Origin of the sequence: Loktanella sp. SALINAS62 (genome assembly GCF_018263905.1) — a bacterium.
In the GTDB taxonomy this organism is placed as follows: Bacteria; Pseudomonadota; Alphaproteobacteria; order Rhodobacterales; family Rhodobacteraceae; genus Loktanella.
Genome location: NZ_JAAFZU010000034.1, coordinates 97503 through 114009, shown reverse-complemented (window position 1 = coordinate 114009; position 16507 = coordinate 97503). Strand labels below are relative to the sequence as shown.

At 61.4% G+C, this 16507-nt stretch carries 18 protein-coding genes; 15 read left to right on the top strand and 3 right to left on the bottom strand.

Translation table 11 applies throughout. The features are described 5' to 3' along the window. Nucleotides 1-175: 175 nt before the first annotated feature. From GZH79_RS12595 to GZH79_RS12580, 4 genes are all read left to right on the top strand, one after another. A complete protein-coding gene (locus GZH79_RS12595) occupies nucleotides 176-991 on the top strand; it encodes a TIGR00282 family metallophosphoesterase (RefSeq protein ID WP_211644130.1) in 816 nt (271 codons plus the stop codon). Then, nucleotides 988-1914, top strand: a complete 927-nt coding sequence (locus tag GZH79_RS12590) for a DMT family transporter (RefSeq protein ID WP_349291199.1) — start codon at nucleotides 988-990, stop codon at nucleotides 1912-1914. The genes GZH79_RS12595 and GZH79_RS12590 overlap by 4 nt, the downstream gene beginning before the upstream one ends. Nucleotides 1915-1934: 20 nt before the next feature. Further along, on the top strand, nucleotides 1935-3707 hold the full coding sequence (locus tag GZH79_RS12585) for an SLC13 family permease (RefSeq protein WP_211644227.1): 1773 nt from the start codon (nucleotides 1935-1937) through the stop codon (nucleotides 3705-3707). A 68-nt stretch (nucleotides 3708-3775) separates the two neighbouring features. Then, the gene (locus GZH79_RS12580; RefSeq protein WP_211644129.1) at nucleotides 3776-4525 is read left to right on the top strand and encodes a YebC/PmpR family DNA-binding transcriptional regulator; all 750 of its coding nucleotides are present in this window, start codon (nucleotides 3776-3778) and stop codon (nucleotides 4523-4525) included. A 55-nt stretch (nucleotides 4526-4580) separates the two neighbouring features. On the opposite strand, the gene GZH79_RS12575 is transcribed toward GZH79_RS12580, so the two are convergent. Both GZH79_RS12575 and GZH79_RS12570 read right to left on the bottom strand, forming a co-directional pair. Continuing rightward, on the bottom strand, nucleotides 4581-5027 hold the full coding sequence (locus GZH79_RS12575) for a VOC family protein (RefSeq protein WP_211644128.1): 447 nt from the start codon (nucleotides 5025-5027) through the stop codon (nucleotides 4581-4583). Nucleotides 5028-5029: 2 nt separating this feature from the next. After that, on the bottom strand, nucleotides 5030-6250 hold the full coding sequence (locus tag GZH79_RS12570) for a multidrug effflux MFS transporter (RefSeq protein ID WP_211644127.1): 1221 nt from the start codon (nucleotides 6248-6250) through the stop codon (nucleotides 5030-5032). 190 nt (nucleotides 6251-6440) lie between these two features. On the opposite strand from GZH79_RS12570, the gene GZH79_RS12565 reads away from it, so the two are divergent. The 7 genes from GZH79_RS12565 (at nucleotide 6441) to GZH79_RS12535 (ending at nucleotide 11894) form a co-directional block, all read left to right on the top strand. Continuing rightward, the gene (locus GZH79_RS12565; protein ID WP_211644126.1) at nucleotides 6441-7967 is read left to right on the top strand and encodes an acyl-CoA carboxylase subunit beta; all 1527 of its coding nucleotides are present in this window, start codon (nucleotides 6441-6443) and stop codon (nucleotides 7965-7967) included. Nucleotides 7968-8068: 101 nt separating this feature from the next. Then, nucleotides 8069-8332, top strand: coding sequence for a Rho termination factor N-terminal domain-containing protein (locus tag GZH79_RS12560; protein ID WP_211644125.1), 264 nt, complete (start codon nucleotides 8069-8071; stop codon nucleotides 8330-8332). After that, nucleotides 8230-8715, top strand: a complete 486-nt coding sequence (locus tag GZH79_RS12555) for a DUF6497 family protein (protein ID WP_249219153.1) — start codon at nucleotides 8230-8232, stop codon at nucleotides 8713-8715. The genes GZH79_RS12560 and GZH79_RS12555 overlap by 103 nt, the downstream gene beginning before the upstream one ends. Next, nucleotides 8715-9059: a hypothetical protein gene (locus tag GZH79_RS12550; RefSeq protein ID WP_211644123.1), complete on the top strand. Its 345-nt coding sequence runs from the start codon at nucleotides 8715-8717 to the stop codon at nucleotides 9057-9059. The genes GZH79_RS12555 and GZH79_RS12550 overlap by 1 nt, the downstream gene beginning before the upstream one ends. 130 nt (nucleotides 9060-9189) lie before the next feature. Beyond that, nucleotides 9190-9414: a hypothetical protein gene (locus tag GZH79_RS12545; RefSeq protein WP_249219152.1), complete on the top strand. Its 225-nt coding sequence runs from the start codon at nucleotides 9190-9192 to the stop codon at nucleotides 9412-9414. A gap of 90 nt (nucleotides 9415-9504) precedes the next feature. After that, entirely contained in the window at nucleotides 9505-11502 is a 1998-nt protein-coding gene (locus GZH79_RS12540) for an acetyl/propionyl/methylcrotonyl-CoA carboxylase subunit alpha (protein ID WP_211644122.1), read from the top strand. Then, the gene (locus tag GZH79_RS12535) at nucleotides 11499-11894 is read left to right on the top strand and encodes a hypothetical protein (RefSeq protein WP_211644121.1); all 396 of its coding nucleotides are present in this window, start codon (nucleotides 11499-11501) and stop codon (nucleotides 11892-11894) included. Before GZH79_RS12540 ends, GZH79_RS12535 begins: the two co-directional genes overlap by 4 nt. Here GZH79_RS12535 and GZH79_RS12530 read toward each other — a convergent pair. Next, a complete protein-coding gene (locus tag GZH79_RS12530; RefSeq protein WP_211644120.1) occupies nucleotides 11888-12364 on the bottom strand; it encodes a DUF4174 domain-containing protein in 477 nt (158 codons plus the stop codon). The two genes, GZH79_RS12535 and GZH79_RS12530, sit on opposite strands and share 7 nt — an antisense overlap. 169 nt (nucleotides 12365-12533) lie before the next feature. On the opposite strand from GZH79_RS12530, the gene scpA reads away from it, so the two are divergent. Genes scpA through GZH79_RS12510 form a run of 4 tightly spaced genes read left to right on the top strand, consistent with a single transcriptional unit; the run spans nucleotide 12534 to nucleotide 16422 of the window. Beyond that, nucleotides 12534-14660, top strand: a complete 2127-nt coding sequence (gene scpA / locus GZH79_RS12525) for a methylmalonyl-CoA mutase (protein WP_211644119.1) — start codon at nucleotides 12534-12536, stop codon at nucleotides 14658-14660. After that, nucleotides 14660-15265, top strand: a complete 606-nt coding sequence (locus GZH79_RS12520) for a VOC family protein (RefSeq protein WP_211644118.1) — start codon at nucleotides 14660-14662, stop codon at nucleotides 15263-15265. The genes scpA and GZH79_RS12520 overlap by 1 nt, the downstream gene beginning before the upstream one ends. Beyond that, nucleotides 15262-15732: a GNAT family N-acetyltransferase gene (locus tag GZH79_RS12515; RefSeq protein WP_211644117.1), complete on the top strand. Its 471-nt coding sequence runs from the start codon at nucleotides 15262-15264 to the stop codon at nucleotides 15730-15732. The genes GZH79_RS12520 and GZH79_RS12515 overlap by 4 nt, the downstream gene beginning before the upstream one ends. A gap of 9 nt (nucleotides 15733-15741) precedes the next feature. After that, nucleotides 15742-16422, top strand: a complete 681-nt coding sequence (locus GZH79_RS12510) for a molecular chaperone DjiA (RefSeq protein ID WP_211644116.1) — start codon at nucleotides 15742-15744, stop codon at nucleotides 16420-16422. The last annotated feature ends 85 nt before the right edge of the window (nucleotides 16423-16507 follow it).

Here is a 16507-nt window from a genome sequence, read left to right as displayed (position 1 = left end):
TTGGGGCATTGCCGATGGTGTAGCCGCCCCGGATCGTGACCATCGACTGACAGCGATGCCGGGTGGTGACATTGGCAGGTAACGGCGCGCCCATTGGTCGCGCCATGGCCGTGCGCGATGGTCTGGCCTGTATCTGCACTGGCAAATGGGCGCCCGGTCGCCTAACACCGGACGGATGAAGATACTCTTTCTGGGCGACGTCATGGGACGCGCGGGCCGCAGTGCCATAACCGATCATCTGCCACGTCTCCGGACCGAATGGCGGCTGGATTTTGTCGTCGTGAATGGCGAGAACGCGACCAATGGCGCGGGGCTGTCGCCGGATCACGCGCGGCTGATCCTTGATGCCGGTGCCGATGTGGTGACGCTGGGCGATCACGCCTTTGACCAGCGGGACATGATGGCGTTCATCGAAAAGGAACCGCGCGTTCTGCGCCCCATCAACTTTGCCAAATCCGCGCCGGGTATGGGCGCGCGGGTGTTCAGCGATGCGCGCGGGCGCAAGGTGCTGGTCGCGCAGGTGCTGGGTCAGGTGTTCATGAAACGCCCCTTTGACGATCCGTTCTCGGCGCTGGACAGCGTGTTGAAACAATACCCGATGGGCGGACAACTGGCCGCGTCGCTGGTCGATATCCATTGCGAGGCCACATCGGAAAAGATGGCCGTCGGTCATTATTGCGACGGGCGCGCCAGCATCGTGGTCGGCACACATACCCATGTGCCCACCGCCGATGCGATGATCCTGCCCGGTGGCACCGCCTATCTATCGGACGCGGGCATGTGCGGCGATTATCAATCCGTCATCGGGATGCAAAAGGACGAACCCTTGCGCCGGTTTATCACCGGAATGCCCAAAGGCCGGTTTCAACCCGCCGAGGACGAAGCGACGCTGTCCGGGATCTACGTCGAAACCGATGACCGGACAGGCAAGGCCACCCGGATCGACATGGTCCGGCAGGGCGGGCGTTTGCAACAGGCGGGCCCTGTGTGACCGACCGCATGCGGCTGACGGGCCTGCTGATCGTGCTGGGCGCGGGCTGGGGTCTGACGCAACCGCTGACGAAAATCACGGTGTCGGCGGGACGGGCGGAAATCGCGCTGGTGTTCTGGCAAATGCTGGTGGGCACGCTGGTATTGGGCGCGCTGATCCTGTGGCGGGGACGGCGGCTGCCGATCACACGCGTGACCCTGTCGGTCTGGCTGCTCATTGCGCTGATGGGCACGATCATTCCCAATTCCGCCGGGTTTCGTGCGGCGGCGCAACTGCCCGCAGGTGTCATGGCAATCGCGATTGCCAGTGTGCCGATGTTCGCCTTTCCCATCGCGCTGATCCTGCGCACGGATCGGTTCAGCTGGCTGCGGCTGTTCGGGCTGGCGCTGGGTCTGACGGGCGTGGCGCTGATCGCGCTGCCGCAGTCCAGCCTGCCTGATCCCGCCATGGTCGCATTTCTGCCATTGGCCCTGTTTCCCGCCTTTTGCTACGCGATAGAGGCAAATGCCGTCGCCCGCTGGGGAACCGGTCCGCTGGATGCGGTCGGGGTGCTGTTCGGGGCGTCTGCGCTGGGCGCGATCCTAAGCGGGACAGTCGCCATCGCATCGGGGCAGATGTTCGTGCCGCGTGCGCCGTTCATCCTGCCCGATGCCACCTTGCTGGCCAATTCGATCCTGCATGCGGTCGTTTATACCACCTATGTCTGGCTTGTCGGGCGGGCGGGGGCCACGTTCGCGGGGCAGGTCGCGTATCTGGTCACGGGATTTGGTGTGGTCTGGTCGATGTTGTTTCTGGGCGAGCGTTATTCCCTGTGGGTCTGGGCCGCCTTGGCCACCATGATCGCAGGGATTGCACTGGTCAAACCCAGAGAGCCCATTGCGGCGGATGCGCCGACACGCGATGATGCGCCGGTAACTTTGTAGGGCGCCGTTTCATGACCCCAATGGATTTTCTGGCCGACCATCAGGCCGCCGCGACATTGATCGTGCTGGGGGTCATGTTCGTGCTGTTCCTGCGCGAGGTCTATCCGACGGAAGTGGTCGCCATGTCGGGCGCGGGGGTTCTGTTGCTGTTGGGCATCCTGCCCTACGACGATGCGATTGCGGTGCTGTCGAACGCGGCACCCTGGACCATCGCGATGATGTTCATCGTGATGGGTGCGCTGGTCCGCACCGGGGCGCTGAATTATGTCACGCAGGCCGCCGAACGCGCGGCCAAACGCAACCCACGGCAGGCCATGGGCGGGGTGATGGGGTTCGTGATCTCGGCCTCTGCCTTTGTGAACAATACGCCCGTCGTGGTGGTCATGCTTCCGGTGTTCATTCAGATGGCCCGCACGATGAAGATCGCGGCGTCCAAACTGCTGATCCCGCTGTCATACGGGTCCATCGTCGGAGGCACGCTGACGCTGATCGGGACATCGACCAACCTAGTGGTCGACGGTGTGGCGCGGCAAGCGGGTATGGAACCTTTTGGCATCTTCGAGGTGACGCCCATCGGTCTGGTGATCGCGGTCTGGGCGATGACGTATTTGATCCTGTTCGGAAACCAGCTGTTGCCGGACCGGACCAGCATGGGCGCGATGCTGTCGGACCGGTCCAGAATGCGGTTTTTCACCGAAGCCGTGATTCCGCCCGAAAGCAACCTGATCGGTCGCGTTGTTTCGGGCGTGCAACTGTTCAAACGGGACGGTGTGCGCCTGATCGACGTGGTGCGCGGCGATGCATCCCTGCGGCACGATCTGGAAGAGGTCGAATTACAGGTCGGTGACCGGGTGGTGCTGCGCACCGCGATGTCGGAAATCCTGTCGCTTCAGGCCAATAAGGAACTGCGCCGGGTCGATCAGCTGTCGGCGGTCGAAACCTCGACCGTCGAAGTGCTGATTTCGCCCGAATGCAAGATGGTGGGCCGGTCGCTGGGGGCGATGCGCCTGCGGCGGCGCTATGGTGTTTACGTGCTGGCGGTGCACCGCCGCGACAAGAACGTGCGCCAGTTGCAGGAAGTCGTGGTCAAGGTGGGCGATACCCTGCTGTTGGAAGGCGCGCCGGAAGATATCCAGCGTCTGGCGCTGGAAATGAACCTTGCCGATGTATCCAAACCGTCGGAACGCGCTTACCGCCGCAGTCATGCGCCCATCGCCATTGCGACCATGCTGGGGATCGTCGTGCTGGCCGCGCTGGGCGTCGCGCCGATCCTGCATCTGGCGTTTCTGGGGGTGGTCATCGTGCTGCTGACAGGCTGCATTGACGCGGACGAGGCGTTCGCCAGTATCGACGGTCCGCTTTTGGCGCTGATCTTTGGCATGCTGGCCGTGGGTGCCGCACTAGAGGCATCGGGTGCGGTCGAAATCATCGCGGTGGCCGTCGCGCCGTTTTTGGAAACCATGCCGCCGTTTGTGGTAATATTTGCGGTTTATGCGCTGTCGATGGTGTTGACCGAAATGGTGTCCAACAATGCGGTTGCGGTTGTCATCACGCCGATTGCGATTGGCCTTGCGGCAGCGCTTGGCGTTGATCCGCGACCGCTGGTGATCGCGGTGATGATGGCGGCATCTGCCAGCTTTTCAACGCCGATCGGCTATCAGACCAACACGCTGGTCTATGGGCCGGGTGGTTACAAATTCACCGACTTTCTGCGCGTTGGCCTGCCGTTGAATATCAGCCTTGCGGTGATCTGTTCGATCGCGATCCCGATGATCTATCCGCTGATGCCGTGAACCTTGCAGGGCAGGGGGCGGCTGCGCTATAGGCACGCGACACCGATTTTTGCAAAAGGATTCCCGCCATGGCCGGCCATTCCAAATGGGCGAACATCCAGCACCGCAAGGGCCGTCAGGACAAGCTCCGGGCAAAGCTGTTTTCCAAGCTGAGCAAGGAAATCACCGTCGCGGCCAAGATGGGCGACCCTGACCCCGACAAGAACCCGCGCCTGCGGCTGGCGGTCAAGGAAGCCAAATCATCGTCCGTGCCAAAGGACGTGATCGAGCGCGCCATCAACAAGGCCGTGGGCGGTGACGCGGAAAACTATGACGAAATCCGTTATGAAGGTTATGGCCCCGGTGGTGTTGCCGTCATCGTCGAAGCGATGACCGACAACCGCAACCGGACGGCATCGTCCGTGCGGTCGACCTTTACCAAAAGTGGCGGCAATCTGGGCGAAACCGGCAGCGTCGGCTACATGTTCGACCGCAAGGGGCAGATCGTCTATCCGGCGTCAATCGGGGACGACGACACGGTGATGATGGCCGCGATCGAAGCGGGCGCTGAAGACGTGCAATCGGACGCGGAAAACCACGTGATCCTTTGTGATGCGACCGATTTGAACGACGTGTCTACCGCACTCGAAGCCGCATTGGGAGAGGCGGAATCGACCAAGCTGATCTGGCAGCCCAACATGCAGACCGAACTGGATCTGGACGGCCTGACCAAGCTGATGCGTCTGGTCGAAACGCTGGAAGATGATGACGACGTGCAGAACGTCACTACCAATGTCGACGCCAGCGACGATGTGATGGCCGCCTACGCCGAAAGCTGACGCCGCCCTGCGTCCAGTCCGGGGTCGATGTGTCGTCGAAAACCTGTGCTGTCGGTCAGGCCGGTTTTTCCCCGATGTGCTGCATGAACCGCAACAGGTAGCCATCGGGGGCGGCCACCAGAAATTCGGTCTGGCCGAATTGCTGGTCCTTGGCGCGATACCACTGGGTCGCCAGCGGGCGAAACAGTGGAACATCCGCCGCGACCACGCGGTCGTGCAGGGTTTTCACGTCCGCGACCTCGATCTGGAAATTGATGCCACGGCCCAGTGGCGGGTCCAGCGGTGCAGTTTCCCAGTGGCCGCCGGCCTGTTCCAGCATAACCTCTGCCCCGCCCAGATGGAGATAGGCAAAACCCGGTCTGTCGTAGCGCACGGCAAACCCTAGGATGTCGCACCAGAACCGCAGGCTACTGGCAAGGTCGGTACAGACCAGTTCCGGAACAAGGGCGGCCCATGTCTGGTTGGTCGCGCTGGATTTCGGGGTGGCATTGTGGTGGCGCATGTTCAGGCCACCAAGGCGATGCGCCGTTCGCGATGGATCACGAAAACAATGGCGACGATTGCCAGCAGGGCAGACACCAGCATCAAGGCCTGCAGCGGGATCGCCGTGGTGCCGCCCGCCAGCAGGACACCCGCCAACTGGCTGAGCGCGGCACCGCCGCCGATCATCAGCGCGCCGCCCAGCCCGCTTGCGGTGCCCGCAAGATTGGGCCGGACCGACAACAGACCCGCGGTCGCGTTCGGCAGCGTCATGCCGTTGCCCAGCCCTAACAGCGTGCACAGACCAAAGAACACAGCCGGCGAACTGATCCCCGCCAACGCCAGCAGCAGTGAAAACCCCATGCCTAACGCCGCGATCCCGCAGCCCAGCACCACCATGCGGTTGATGCCGACCCGCACCGAATAACGCCCCGAAACCCCGTTGCCGATGGCATAGCCAATGGCCGGCGCGCCCAAGGCCATGCCGCTTTGGAACGGTGACAGGCCATAGATCCGGTCTGCGACAAATGCTGCACCACCCAAAAAGGCAAAGAACGATCCTGACGCGAACGCCGTGCACAGCGCGTAGCCCCAAAACCGGGGTGCGCGCAGCAGGGCGGGATAGCTGGCCAGTTGTTCGCGGAACCCCGTGCCGCCGCCCCGGACGGTTTCGCCCTGATCAAAATAGCACAGGATGAAAACGACGATGCCGGCACCCATCAGAAACACGAAAGAGGCATGCCAGCCGAATGCCTGATCCAGCACACCGCCGATGGTCGGGCCGATCATCGGGATCAACGCCATGCCCATTGTTACATAGCCGATCATGGACGCACTGCGTTCTGCCGCGAACATATCGCGCACAATGGCACGGCTGAGCACGATGCCGGTGGCGACAGCGGCCTGCAGCAGGCGGCACAGCAGAAACAGCTCTATCGTGGGGGCGAGATAGGCACCGAGTGTCGCGAGGATAAACACGATCAGCGCCGACAATGTGATCGTGCGCCGCCCGTAACGGTCGGACAAGGGGCCGACGATGACCTGCAAGACAGCCGTTGCGGCCAGATAGCCCGACACCGCGAATTGAATCGTGGCGTAATCGGTGCGGAAATCAGCCGCCATCCGCGTCAGCGAAGGCAGGAAAATGGACATATTCAACGCCGATACGCCGGCCAGCAGCGTCAGGGTGAAGATATGGGGCGGGGTGCTGCGGTCCAGAAACCGGGCCGGCGGAAAATCAGTCATAGCCACACGTTAGCCAAGCGCTGCGGGATGTCCAGACGACCCGGTGCTGACCTTTGGTGGCGTTAGATTGTTTCGTCACGCGCGCGCGCGATGCAGAATTATGACCGTGTGGGGGTTTTCCTTGTCGTTGGCGGTGACTAGAGTGCCGCGAGGTGCGGTCCGACGGGCCGTTTGCACGAAAGGGCCCTGCATGAAAGATCACATCGAAGCGTTGGAATCCCGGCGGGCGGAATCACGACTCGGCGGCGGGCAAGCGCGGATCGATGCGCAGCACGCCAAGGGAAAGCTGACCGCACGCGAACGGATCGAATTGCTGCTGGATGACGACAGCTTTGAAGAATTCGACGCCTTTGTGACGCACCGGGCCACTGATTTCGGCATGCAGGCCACCACACCGATGGGCGACGGGGTCGTCACCGGTTGGGGCACGATCAACGGGCGCATGGTCTATGTCTTTAGCCAGGATTTTACTGTCTTTGGCGGGTCATTGTCCGAAACCCACGCGCAAAAGATCTGCAAGATCATGGATATGGCGATCCAGAACGGCGCGCCTGTCATCGGGATCAATGATTCCGGTGGTGCGCGCATTCAGGAAGGCGTCGCCAGTCTGGCGGGCTATGCCGATGTGTTTCAGCGCAACATCATGGCATCGGGCGTGGTGCCGCAGATCAGCCTGATCATGGGGCCATGTGCGGGGGGGGCCGTTTATAGCCCCGCGATGACTGACTTTATCTTTATGGTGCGCGACACGTCCTATATGTTCGTGACCGGCCCCGATGTGGTCAAGACCGTAACAAATGAAGTCGTGACTGCAGAAGAACTGGGCGGGGCGTCCACCCACACCAAAAAATCCGGCGTGGTGGACGGTGCATTCGACAACGATGTCGAAGCGCTAGCCGAATGCCGTCGCCTGTTCGATTTCCTGCCGCTGAACAACCGTGAGAAAGCGCCGACGCGACCGTTCTTTGACGATGTCGGCCGGATCGAGGACAGTCTTGATACGTTGATCCCCGCCAACGCCAACACGCCCTATGACATGAAGGAACTGATCCACAAGATTGCTGACGAAAGCGATTTCTACGAAATTCAGGCGGATTATGCGGGCAATATCCTGACCGGGTTCATCCGGCTGGAAGGCCAGACCGTCGGTGTCGTGGCAAACCAGCCGATGGTGCTGGCAGGCGTGCTGGATATCGACAGCAGCCGCAAGGCCGCCCGGTTCGTGCGGTTCTGCGATGCCTTTGAAATTCCGATCCTGACGCTGGTGGACGTGCCGGGCTTCTTGCCGGGCACCAGTCAGGAATACGGTGGCGTCATCAAGCACGGTGCGAAACTTCTGTTCGCCTATGGCGAAGCGACGGTGCCCAAGGTCACGGTCATCACCCGCAAAGCCTATGGCGGGGCTTATGACGTGATGGCGTCGAAACACCTGCGGGGCGATTTCAACTATGCCTGGCCAACCGCTGAAATCGCGGTGATGGGGGCCAAGGGTGCTGTCGAGATCATCTATCGTGGCCGGTCTGCCGACGAGATTGCAGAACTGACAAAGGAATACGAGGACCGGTTCGCCAACCCGTTCGTTGCGGCATCCAAGGGGTTCGTCGACGAGGTCATCATGCCACGGTCGACCCGGCGGCGCGTGTGCCGGGCTTTTGCATCCTTGCGCGGCAAGAAATTGCAGAACCCTTGGAAAAAGCATGATAACATTCCGCTGTGATCCCGGGGGGCCAGCCCCCCGGACCCCCCGGAGTATTTTCGGCAAGATGATGCAGGGAACCCCGCGCGGGGCCGGTCCGTTGGTGCGCAAAGGAGATTGCGATGACCAAGGATCATGGACCGTCCATCAAGGACGACGAAACCTATCAAGCCCTGATCGACGACGGGGCGAGCAAGGAAAAAGCCGCCCGGATCGCCAATGCGCAGGCCAACGACGACATGGACCCTTCGCACAAGGGGGGCAAGGCGCCGGCCTACGAGGATTGGACGAAGGACGATCTTTATGCCCGCGCCCAGGAGATCGGGATCGAAGGCCGGTCGGATATGACAAAGGACGAATTGATCGACGCTTTGCGGTCGCACTGATCGCAGCACTGTGGGCTGCACCTGCCGCGGCACAGGATGCGGTGCGCGCACCGCAACCGATCACGGTGCCATCCGGGCTGGATATCGCATTGGCCGATGTCATCATGGATTCCGGTGCGGGGATCGCCCGGTTCCGGTTTCTGTCATCCGCGCTGTCGGGTGGTGACGAAGCCGCGACATTTTCCGATGTGATCGATGATCTGACATGGCTTTGTGACAGCGTTGTCGTGCCAGCGCTTGAATTGCAGGAATGGACCGGGCAACAGGTGGTGCTGTCGGTGTCTGACCGTCCGACGGAATTTGGGATCTACGATCCGCAGGTCACGCAATTCTTTCAGCCGTTTCGCGTGGCGGACGGCGCCTGTCGCTGGGAAGACTTTTGATGGAAAAACACCGTGGATTTCCGGGCCGCCTGCCGGGGACCGATTTTCAGTTCGTCATCCGGCGGGCCCACAAGGATGGGGCGACCCCGTTGCGGGCGCGTGAACGGTTTTCCGACCGCAGACCGCCGGACCGACGCGCTGACGAAGGGTTTCTGCAGGCGCTGTGGGATCATTTCGGGGAAGAGCCGTTTGTGCGCGGCAATCTGGATGCGGGTCGGCTGAGCTGGTTGTTCGAACGCGAGGTTATCGCGGCAGAGGACCCGTTCGACCCCGAAAGCTATGATGCATTGCTGCAGATTAATGTCAAAATCGCCCGTGTCAGTTTTCCGGATGTCTTCAAGTGACGCAAAGGGCAATTTTCACGGCGGGGAACTTTTCGGCGGGTTTGCGCCTTTTGTCGTTAATCGGGCTTGAGTTCACCCGTGGTGCAAGCGAATTTGCAGGCATCTTCAAACCAATCAAAGGCAAGATAAAATGTTCAAAGCTACATCCGTATTCGCACTCGTCGCCGTTCTGGGCGTCGCAGGCTGTGACAACATCGACACCGACGGTGAGCGCGCGCTTATCGGCGCAGGCGTCGGCGCTGCCGGTTCCGCAGCATTGGGCGGCGATGACCGTGATACCGTCGCTGCTGCATTGGGTGGCGCTGCCGCCGGTGCGCTGGCCGACGATATCGGTCTGGTGCGTCGCAGCCGCTAAATACTTTTTCCCTCTGCGGGGGGAGAACGATTATTTCAACCGTCACCGGGACACCCCCGGTGGCGGTTTTTCGTTTGAGGGAGGGCCTAAATGTTCAAGAAGATCCTGATCGCCAATCGTGGCGAAATCGCCTGCCGCGTCATCAAGACGGCGCGCAAGATGGGCATTGCGACGGTCGCCGTCTATTCTGACGCGGACGCGCAGGCGCTGCATGTGAAAATGGCTGACGAAGCCGTGCATATCGGCCCGTCACCCGCCAACCAGTCGTATATCGTGATCGACAAGATCATGGATGCCATTCGCCAGACGGGCGCCGAAGCGGTGCATCCCGGCTATGGCTTTCTGTCGGAAAACCCCAAGTTCGCCGAGGCGCTGCAAGCCGCAGGCGTGGCCTTTATCGGGCCGCCGGTGAATGCGATCAAGGCGATGGGCGACAAGATCACATCAAAGAAACTGGCGGACGAGGCCGGGGTCAGCACCGTACCCGGCCACATGGACCTGATTGCCGATGCGGACGAGGCGGTGAAAATCAGCCAGCAAATCGGCTATCCGGTGATGATCAAGGCCAGCGCGGGGGGCGGTGGCAAGGGGATGCGGATCGCATGGGACGACGCGGGCGCGCGCGAGGGTTTTCAGTCTTCAAAGAATGAAGCGGCCAACAGTTTTGGCGATGACCGCATTTTCATCGAAAAATTTGTGACCCAGCCGCGCCATATCGAAATTCAGGTGCTGGCCGACAGTCATGGCAACGCGGTTTATCTGCATGAACGCGAATGTTCGATCCAGCGCCGCAACCAAAAGGTCATCGAAGAAGCGCCGAGCCCGTTTCTGGACCCCGAAACACGTGCCGCGATGGGCGCGCAATCCGTGGCACTGGCGCAGGCGGTGGGCTATGCCAGCGCGGGTACCGTGGAATTCATCGTCGATGGCGACCGGAATTTCTACTTTCTGGAAATGAACACCCGTTTGCAGGTCGAACATCCGGTGACGGAACTGATCACGGGGATCGACCTTGTGGAACAGATGATCCGGGTCGCGGCTGGCGAAAAACTGTCCTTCGGGCAGGATGATCTGAAAATCAACGGCTGGGCCGTTGAAAGCCGATTGTACGCCGAAGACCCGTTCCGCAATTTCCTGCCATCCATCGGGCGGCTGACGCGCTATCGCCCGCCTGTGGAAGAACACACAGCTGACCGTGCTGTCCGCAACGATACCGGCGTCTATGAAGGCGGCGAGATCAGCATGTTTTACGATCCCATGATCGCCAAGCTGTGCACATGGGCGCCGACCCGTGCCGCCGCGATCGAAGAAATGCGGCTGGCACTTGATTCGTTCGAGCTGGAAGGCATCGGTCACAACCTGCCGTTTCTGGCGGCGGTGATGGACCATCCAAAGTTTACAGCCGGAGAGATGACCACCGCCTTTATCGAGGAAGAATTCCCCGATGGGTTCGCCGGGGTGGATCTGCCCCACGATGCGCTGGTGCGGATCGCGGCGGCGACGGCGGCCATGCACCGGATCGGTGAAATCAGGCGCACCCGCATCACCGGCCGGATGAACAACCACGAACGTCATGTCGGGGCGGACTGGAACGTGACCTTGCAGGGTGAAAGTCTGGATGCGGTCATCGATGCCGACAAGGGTGGTGCGCATGTCACCATCGGGGACCGCACCCTGCGCGTCGAAAGCGATTGGTTGCCGGGGCAGCCGCTGGCGACCCTGACGGTGGACGGCACGCCATTGGTGCTGAAGGTCGCCAAGATTTCCGGCGGATTCCGGGTCCGGCACCGTGGTGCGGATATCAAGGTGCATGTGCGCACGCCGCGTCAGGCGGAACTGGCCCGGCTGATGCCGGTCAAGCAGCCTGCCGATACGTCGAAATTGCTGCTGTGCCCGATGCCCGGCCTGATCGTGAACGTCAACGTGGCCGTCGGCGACGAGGTGCAGGACGGCCAACCGCTGTGTACCGTCGAGGCGATGAAGATGGAAAACATCCTGCGTGCCGAACGCAAGGGAATCGTGTCCAAGATCAACGCCAGCGCGGGTGACAGTCTCGCAGTCGATGACATCATCATGGAGTTCGAGTGACCCGCACCTGGCAATTGATATTGATCTGGCTTGCGGCCTGCATCATCGCGGCGATCGCGGGCTTTGGCCTGCTGTCGATCATGGTGCAGGACAGCCAGATCAGTTACGAGACACAGATGCCGCGGTCGGTCGTGACCGTGCCGATGATTTGCGTGATCGTCTTTTGGGGGGTCGTGCGGGCGTCGGGTGTAAAGCTTGAACCGGTCCGCACGTTTACCTTTGGCGGGCTGGCCGTCTATCTGGCGCTGTTCGTGGTGGGGCGGTTGTTGTCGACCGTCGCGATCAGTCCGATGCTGGTGGTGCTGATCGTGACGGGGCTATTGATGCTGATGGCATGGATCGCCATCCGTGCGGCAGCGCGCGGTGTGCGCGAACCGCTGGAACGTCACTGATCCGACCCGCGCCTGTCGTCTATTTCGGTTTGCCGCATCGGCATCTTGTCGATCGATCGGGACAATTCACGCACGTCCCACGGACTTGGCTTGCGCAGCACGATCTGTCCATCCTTTCCGACTAATGCCAGCATGAACCCGCGTGGCCGCAGTTTCAGCCGCAGGGGCGACCGCGCGTCAGGGTCGGTGTCATAGATCACCACAACATCGCGTTCCGCCAGTTCATCTGACCGCGCTTCCAGCAGCGTCATCTGTTCGATAAACGCAGGATCATTGGGCGAATCCGCGAAAACGGCCACCGTGCGCGCGATCCACTGAAAATCAGTGACGTCGATGGAATCTGCTGACAACGGTATCGTAGGATCGGCCAGCCATGTGGTCACGGCATCGGATGGCGCAGTCTGCGCACCGCTTGCAAATGGCATGAATGCGAGCGCCGCGACACTGGCGATGAAATATCTTTTGTTCATGTCTTTCATATAGGTGCGGGGCTTAGGGATGTCATGGCTTCAAGGTGTCACAGTCGCGTAATTATGTTACCGGTAACAGTAAAATAATGTCACCATCTTAGCGCAAGTTTTTGACCTTTGCGCTGGGGCGCGGCATGTAGGTGCTGCACGAAGATGGGAGCGCCGCGTGATGTCCGACAAAACCGAATGGGAAAAGATCGCTGAACAGGAACTGCGGGGGCGTTCTTTGGCCGATTTGACGTGGCACACGCTGGAAGGCATCGACGTCCAGCCCCTGTACACAGCCGACGACATTGCTGACCTGCCGCATATGGGCGGCATTCCCGGGGTCGCCCCCTATACGCGGGGTGTGAAGGCCACGATGTATGCGGGCCGCCCCTGGACGATCCGGCAATACGCGGGTTTTTCCACGGCAGAGGAATCGAACGCCTTTTATCGGCAGGCACTGGCGGCGGGGCAGCAGGGGGTATCGGTCGCGTTCGATCTGGCAACGCACCGGGGCTATGACAGCGATCATCCCCGCGTCGAAGGCGATGTGGGCAAGGCCGGTGTCGCCATCGACAGCGTCGAGGACATGAAGATTCTGTTTGACGACATCCCGCTGGACAAGGTGTCGGTCAGCATGACGATGAATGGCGCGGTCATTCCGATCCTCGCGAATTTCATCGTCGTGGGCGAAGAACAGGGACATGATCGGTCGGTTCTGTCCGGCACGATCCAGAACGACATTCTGAAAGAATTCATGGTGCGCAACACCTATGTCTATCCGCCGGAACCGTCGATGCGGATCATTTCGGACATCATCGAATATACCTCTGACGAGATGCCGAAATTCAATTCGATCTCGATTTCCGGCTACCACATGCAGGAAGCCGGGGCCAGTCTGGTGCAGGAACTGGCTTATACGCTGGCGGACGGGCGCGAATATGTGCGCGCGGCGATCCATGCTGGCATGGATGTGGATCGCTTTGCCGGGCGGCTTAGCTTTTTCTTTGCCATCGGGACGAACTTTTTCATGGAAGCGGCGAAACTACGGGCGGCACGGTTGCTGTGGTATCGGGTGATGGCGGAATTTGAGCCCAAGAACCCGAAATCGTCGATGCTGCGGACCCATTGCCAGACGTCGGGCGTGTCGTTGCAGGAACAAGATCCCTATAACAATGTGGTCCGCACCGCCTATGAAGCGATGAGCGCGGTGCTGGGCGGTACCCAGTCACTGCACACCAACGCATTGGACGAAGCGATTGCCCTGCCGTCGGATTTCGCGGCCCGGATTGCGCGGAACACACAACTGATCCTGCAAGAAGAAACCGGCGTGACAAAGGTCGTCGATCCGCTGGCAGGCAGCTATTACGTCGAAAAGCTGACCCACGATCTGGCAGAGGCCGCTTGGGCACTGATGGAAGAGGTCGAGGAGATGGGCGGCATGACCAAGGCCGTTGCATCCGGCATGCCGAAGCTGCGGATCGAAGAAACCGCCGCCACACGGCAGGCCCATATCGACCGCGGCACCGAAGTGATCGTCGGCGTCAACAAATACCGCAAGGACCGCGAAGACCCGATCGACATCCGCGATATCGACAATGCCGGCGTGCGCGACAGCCAGATCGCGCGGCTGAAATCGACGCGCGACAGCCGCGATCAGGCAGCCTGTGATGCGGCGCTGGCCGAACTGACCCGGCGCGCGCGCGAAGGGGGCAACCTGCTGGCGGCAGCGGTCGAAGCGGCCCGCGCCCGCGCCACTGTGGGTGAAATCAGCACCGCGATGGAAGACGTGTTTGGCCGCCACCGGGCAGAGGTCAAGACGCTGGCGGGCGTCTACGGTGCCGCCTACGAAGGCGATGCAGGCTTTGCCGCCATCCAAAAGGATATCGAAGATTTCGCCGCCGAAGAAGGCCGCCGTCCGCGTATGCTGGTGGTCAAGATGGGGCAGGATGGCCACGACCGCGGGGCCAAAGTGATTGCCACGGCGTTCGCTGATATCGGGTTCGACGTTGATGTGGGCCCGTTGTTCCAGACCCCCGAAGAAGCAGCGCAGGATGCCATCGACAACGATGTGCATGTGATCGGCATCAGCTCTCAGGCAGCGGGACACAAGACGCTGGCGCCGAAGTTGATCAAGGCGCTGGACGCGGCGGGTGCGGGCGACATTCTGGTGATCTGCGGCGGGGTCATCCCGCAGCAGGATTACAAGTTCCTGACCGACGCGGGCGTCAAGGCGATTTTCGGTCCCGGCACCAATATACCCAAAGCGGCGCAGGATATCCTGAAGCTGATCCGCGACACGCGCGTCTGATGCTGACGCTGGACCATATTGCTGTCGCCTGCACCGATCTGGCGGCAGGGGTCGCATGGGTCGAACAGACGCTGGGCGTGCCGCTGCAAGCTGGCGGGCAGCACGCGCGCTATGGCACCCACAATGCGCTGCTGGGGTTAGGCGACACCTACCTAGAGGTGATCGCACTGGACCCCGGCGCCACCCGGACCCGGCCCGCATGGTTCGGGCTGGACAGCTTTGCCGGAACACCGCGCTGTGCCAACTGGATTTGCCGCGCCGACGATCTGGATGCGGCGATCACCGCCGCACCAACCGATACTGGTCTTGCCGTGCCGCTGGAACGCGGCGCGTTGCGTTGGGCGATCACTGTGCCGGACGACGGCAGCCTGCCGCTGCAGGGGGCTTATCCTACCTTGATGCGCTGGGCCGATGGGACGCCGCATCCGACGGATACGCTGACTGATCAAGGCTGCGCACTGGTCGGATGGCAGGTGCAGCACCCGCAGGCCGCGATGGTGCAAGCACAGCTTGCACTGGATGATCCGCGCATCAGCTTTGTTGCGGGTGCGCCGGGATTCACTGCGACGATCCGCACACCGTATGGGCTGCGCACGCTGACATGATCCGCGATGCAAAGCCTGATGATGCGGTCGCCATTGCAGCGATCTGGAACCCGGTGATCCGGGACACCGGCATTACTTTTACCGCCGTGGAAAAGACGGCGGACAGCTTGCGCGATCTGATTGCGACGCGGCCGGTTCTGGTAGTCGAACGGGTCGGGGCGCTTGTCGGATTTGCGACCTATGGCCCGTTTCGCGGCGGGGATGGCTACCGCCATACGGCGGAACATACGATCCACCTGCACCCGGACGCGCGCGGACAGGGGGTTGGCCGGATTCTGATGGATCATCTGATCGTGCACGCCCGCGATGCGGGCATCCATACGCTTTGGGCCGGATGCAGCGCGGAAAATCCGGGCGGCGTCGCGTTTCACCAAAGGCTGGGCTTTCATCAGGTGGCGATATTGCCGCAGGTCGGACGCAAATTTGACCGATGGATGGATCTTATACTTTTGACCAAAGTGATTTAGACTGATCGCATGTCGATCTGGACCCGAATTTCTGATGCGCTGGCGGCGCTTCGCGCAGGCGAAGGATTGGCCGCTGTATTCGACCGGTTGCGCACGCCGCCGGACCGGTCGGTGGCGTTTACCATCGCCGTGATCGCGCTGGGGGCCAAGATGGCAAAGGCCGACGGCATGGTGACCCGCAACGAAGTGGCGGCATTTCGTGAGGTGTTTCATATTCCGCAGGCGGACGAGGCACATGCCGCGCGCGTGTTCAACATGGCCCGCACCGACGTGGCCGGGTTTGAATCCTATGCGACCCGGATCGCTGACATGTTCCGCGGCGCCGAAGGCCCGTTGTGCGACCTGATGGAAGGTCTGTTTCATATCGCGCTGTCCGACGGTGATTATCATCCGGCAGAAGATGCCTTTCTGGCGCGTGTGGCTGATATTTTCGGGTTCGACGCGGCACGGTTCGCGCGGATCAGGGCACAGTTTGTGCCGGGGGCCGAACACGACCCTTATGATGTGCTGGGTGTCACGCCCGATGCGTCACTTGACGATGTGCGCCATGCGTGGCGGGCGCAGGTGCGCGAAACCCATCCCGACCGGATGATCGCGCGCGGCGTCCCCGAAGAAGCCGTGCGCCTGGCGGAAAAGCGGCTGATCGCGATCAACCGGGCCTGGGAACAGATCAGCGCCGCGCGGGCGTGACATCTGCTGAACCATTAGCGCCCATTTTTGAGCGCGCGGTGGGGCAGGACGACAGGCCGGTCGAACCCCGATTGCGCCCCAAGAT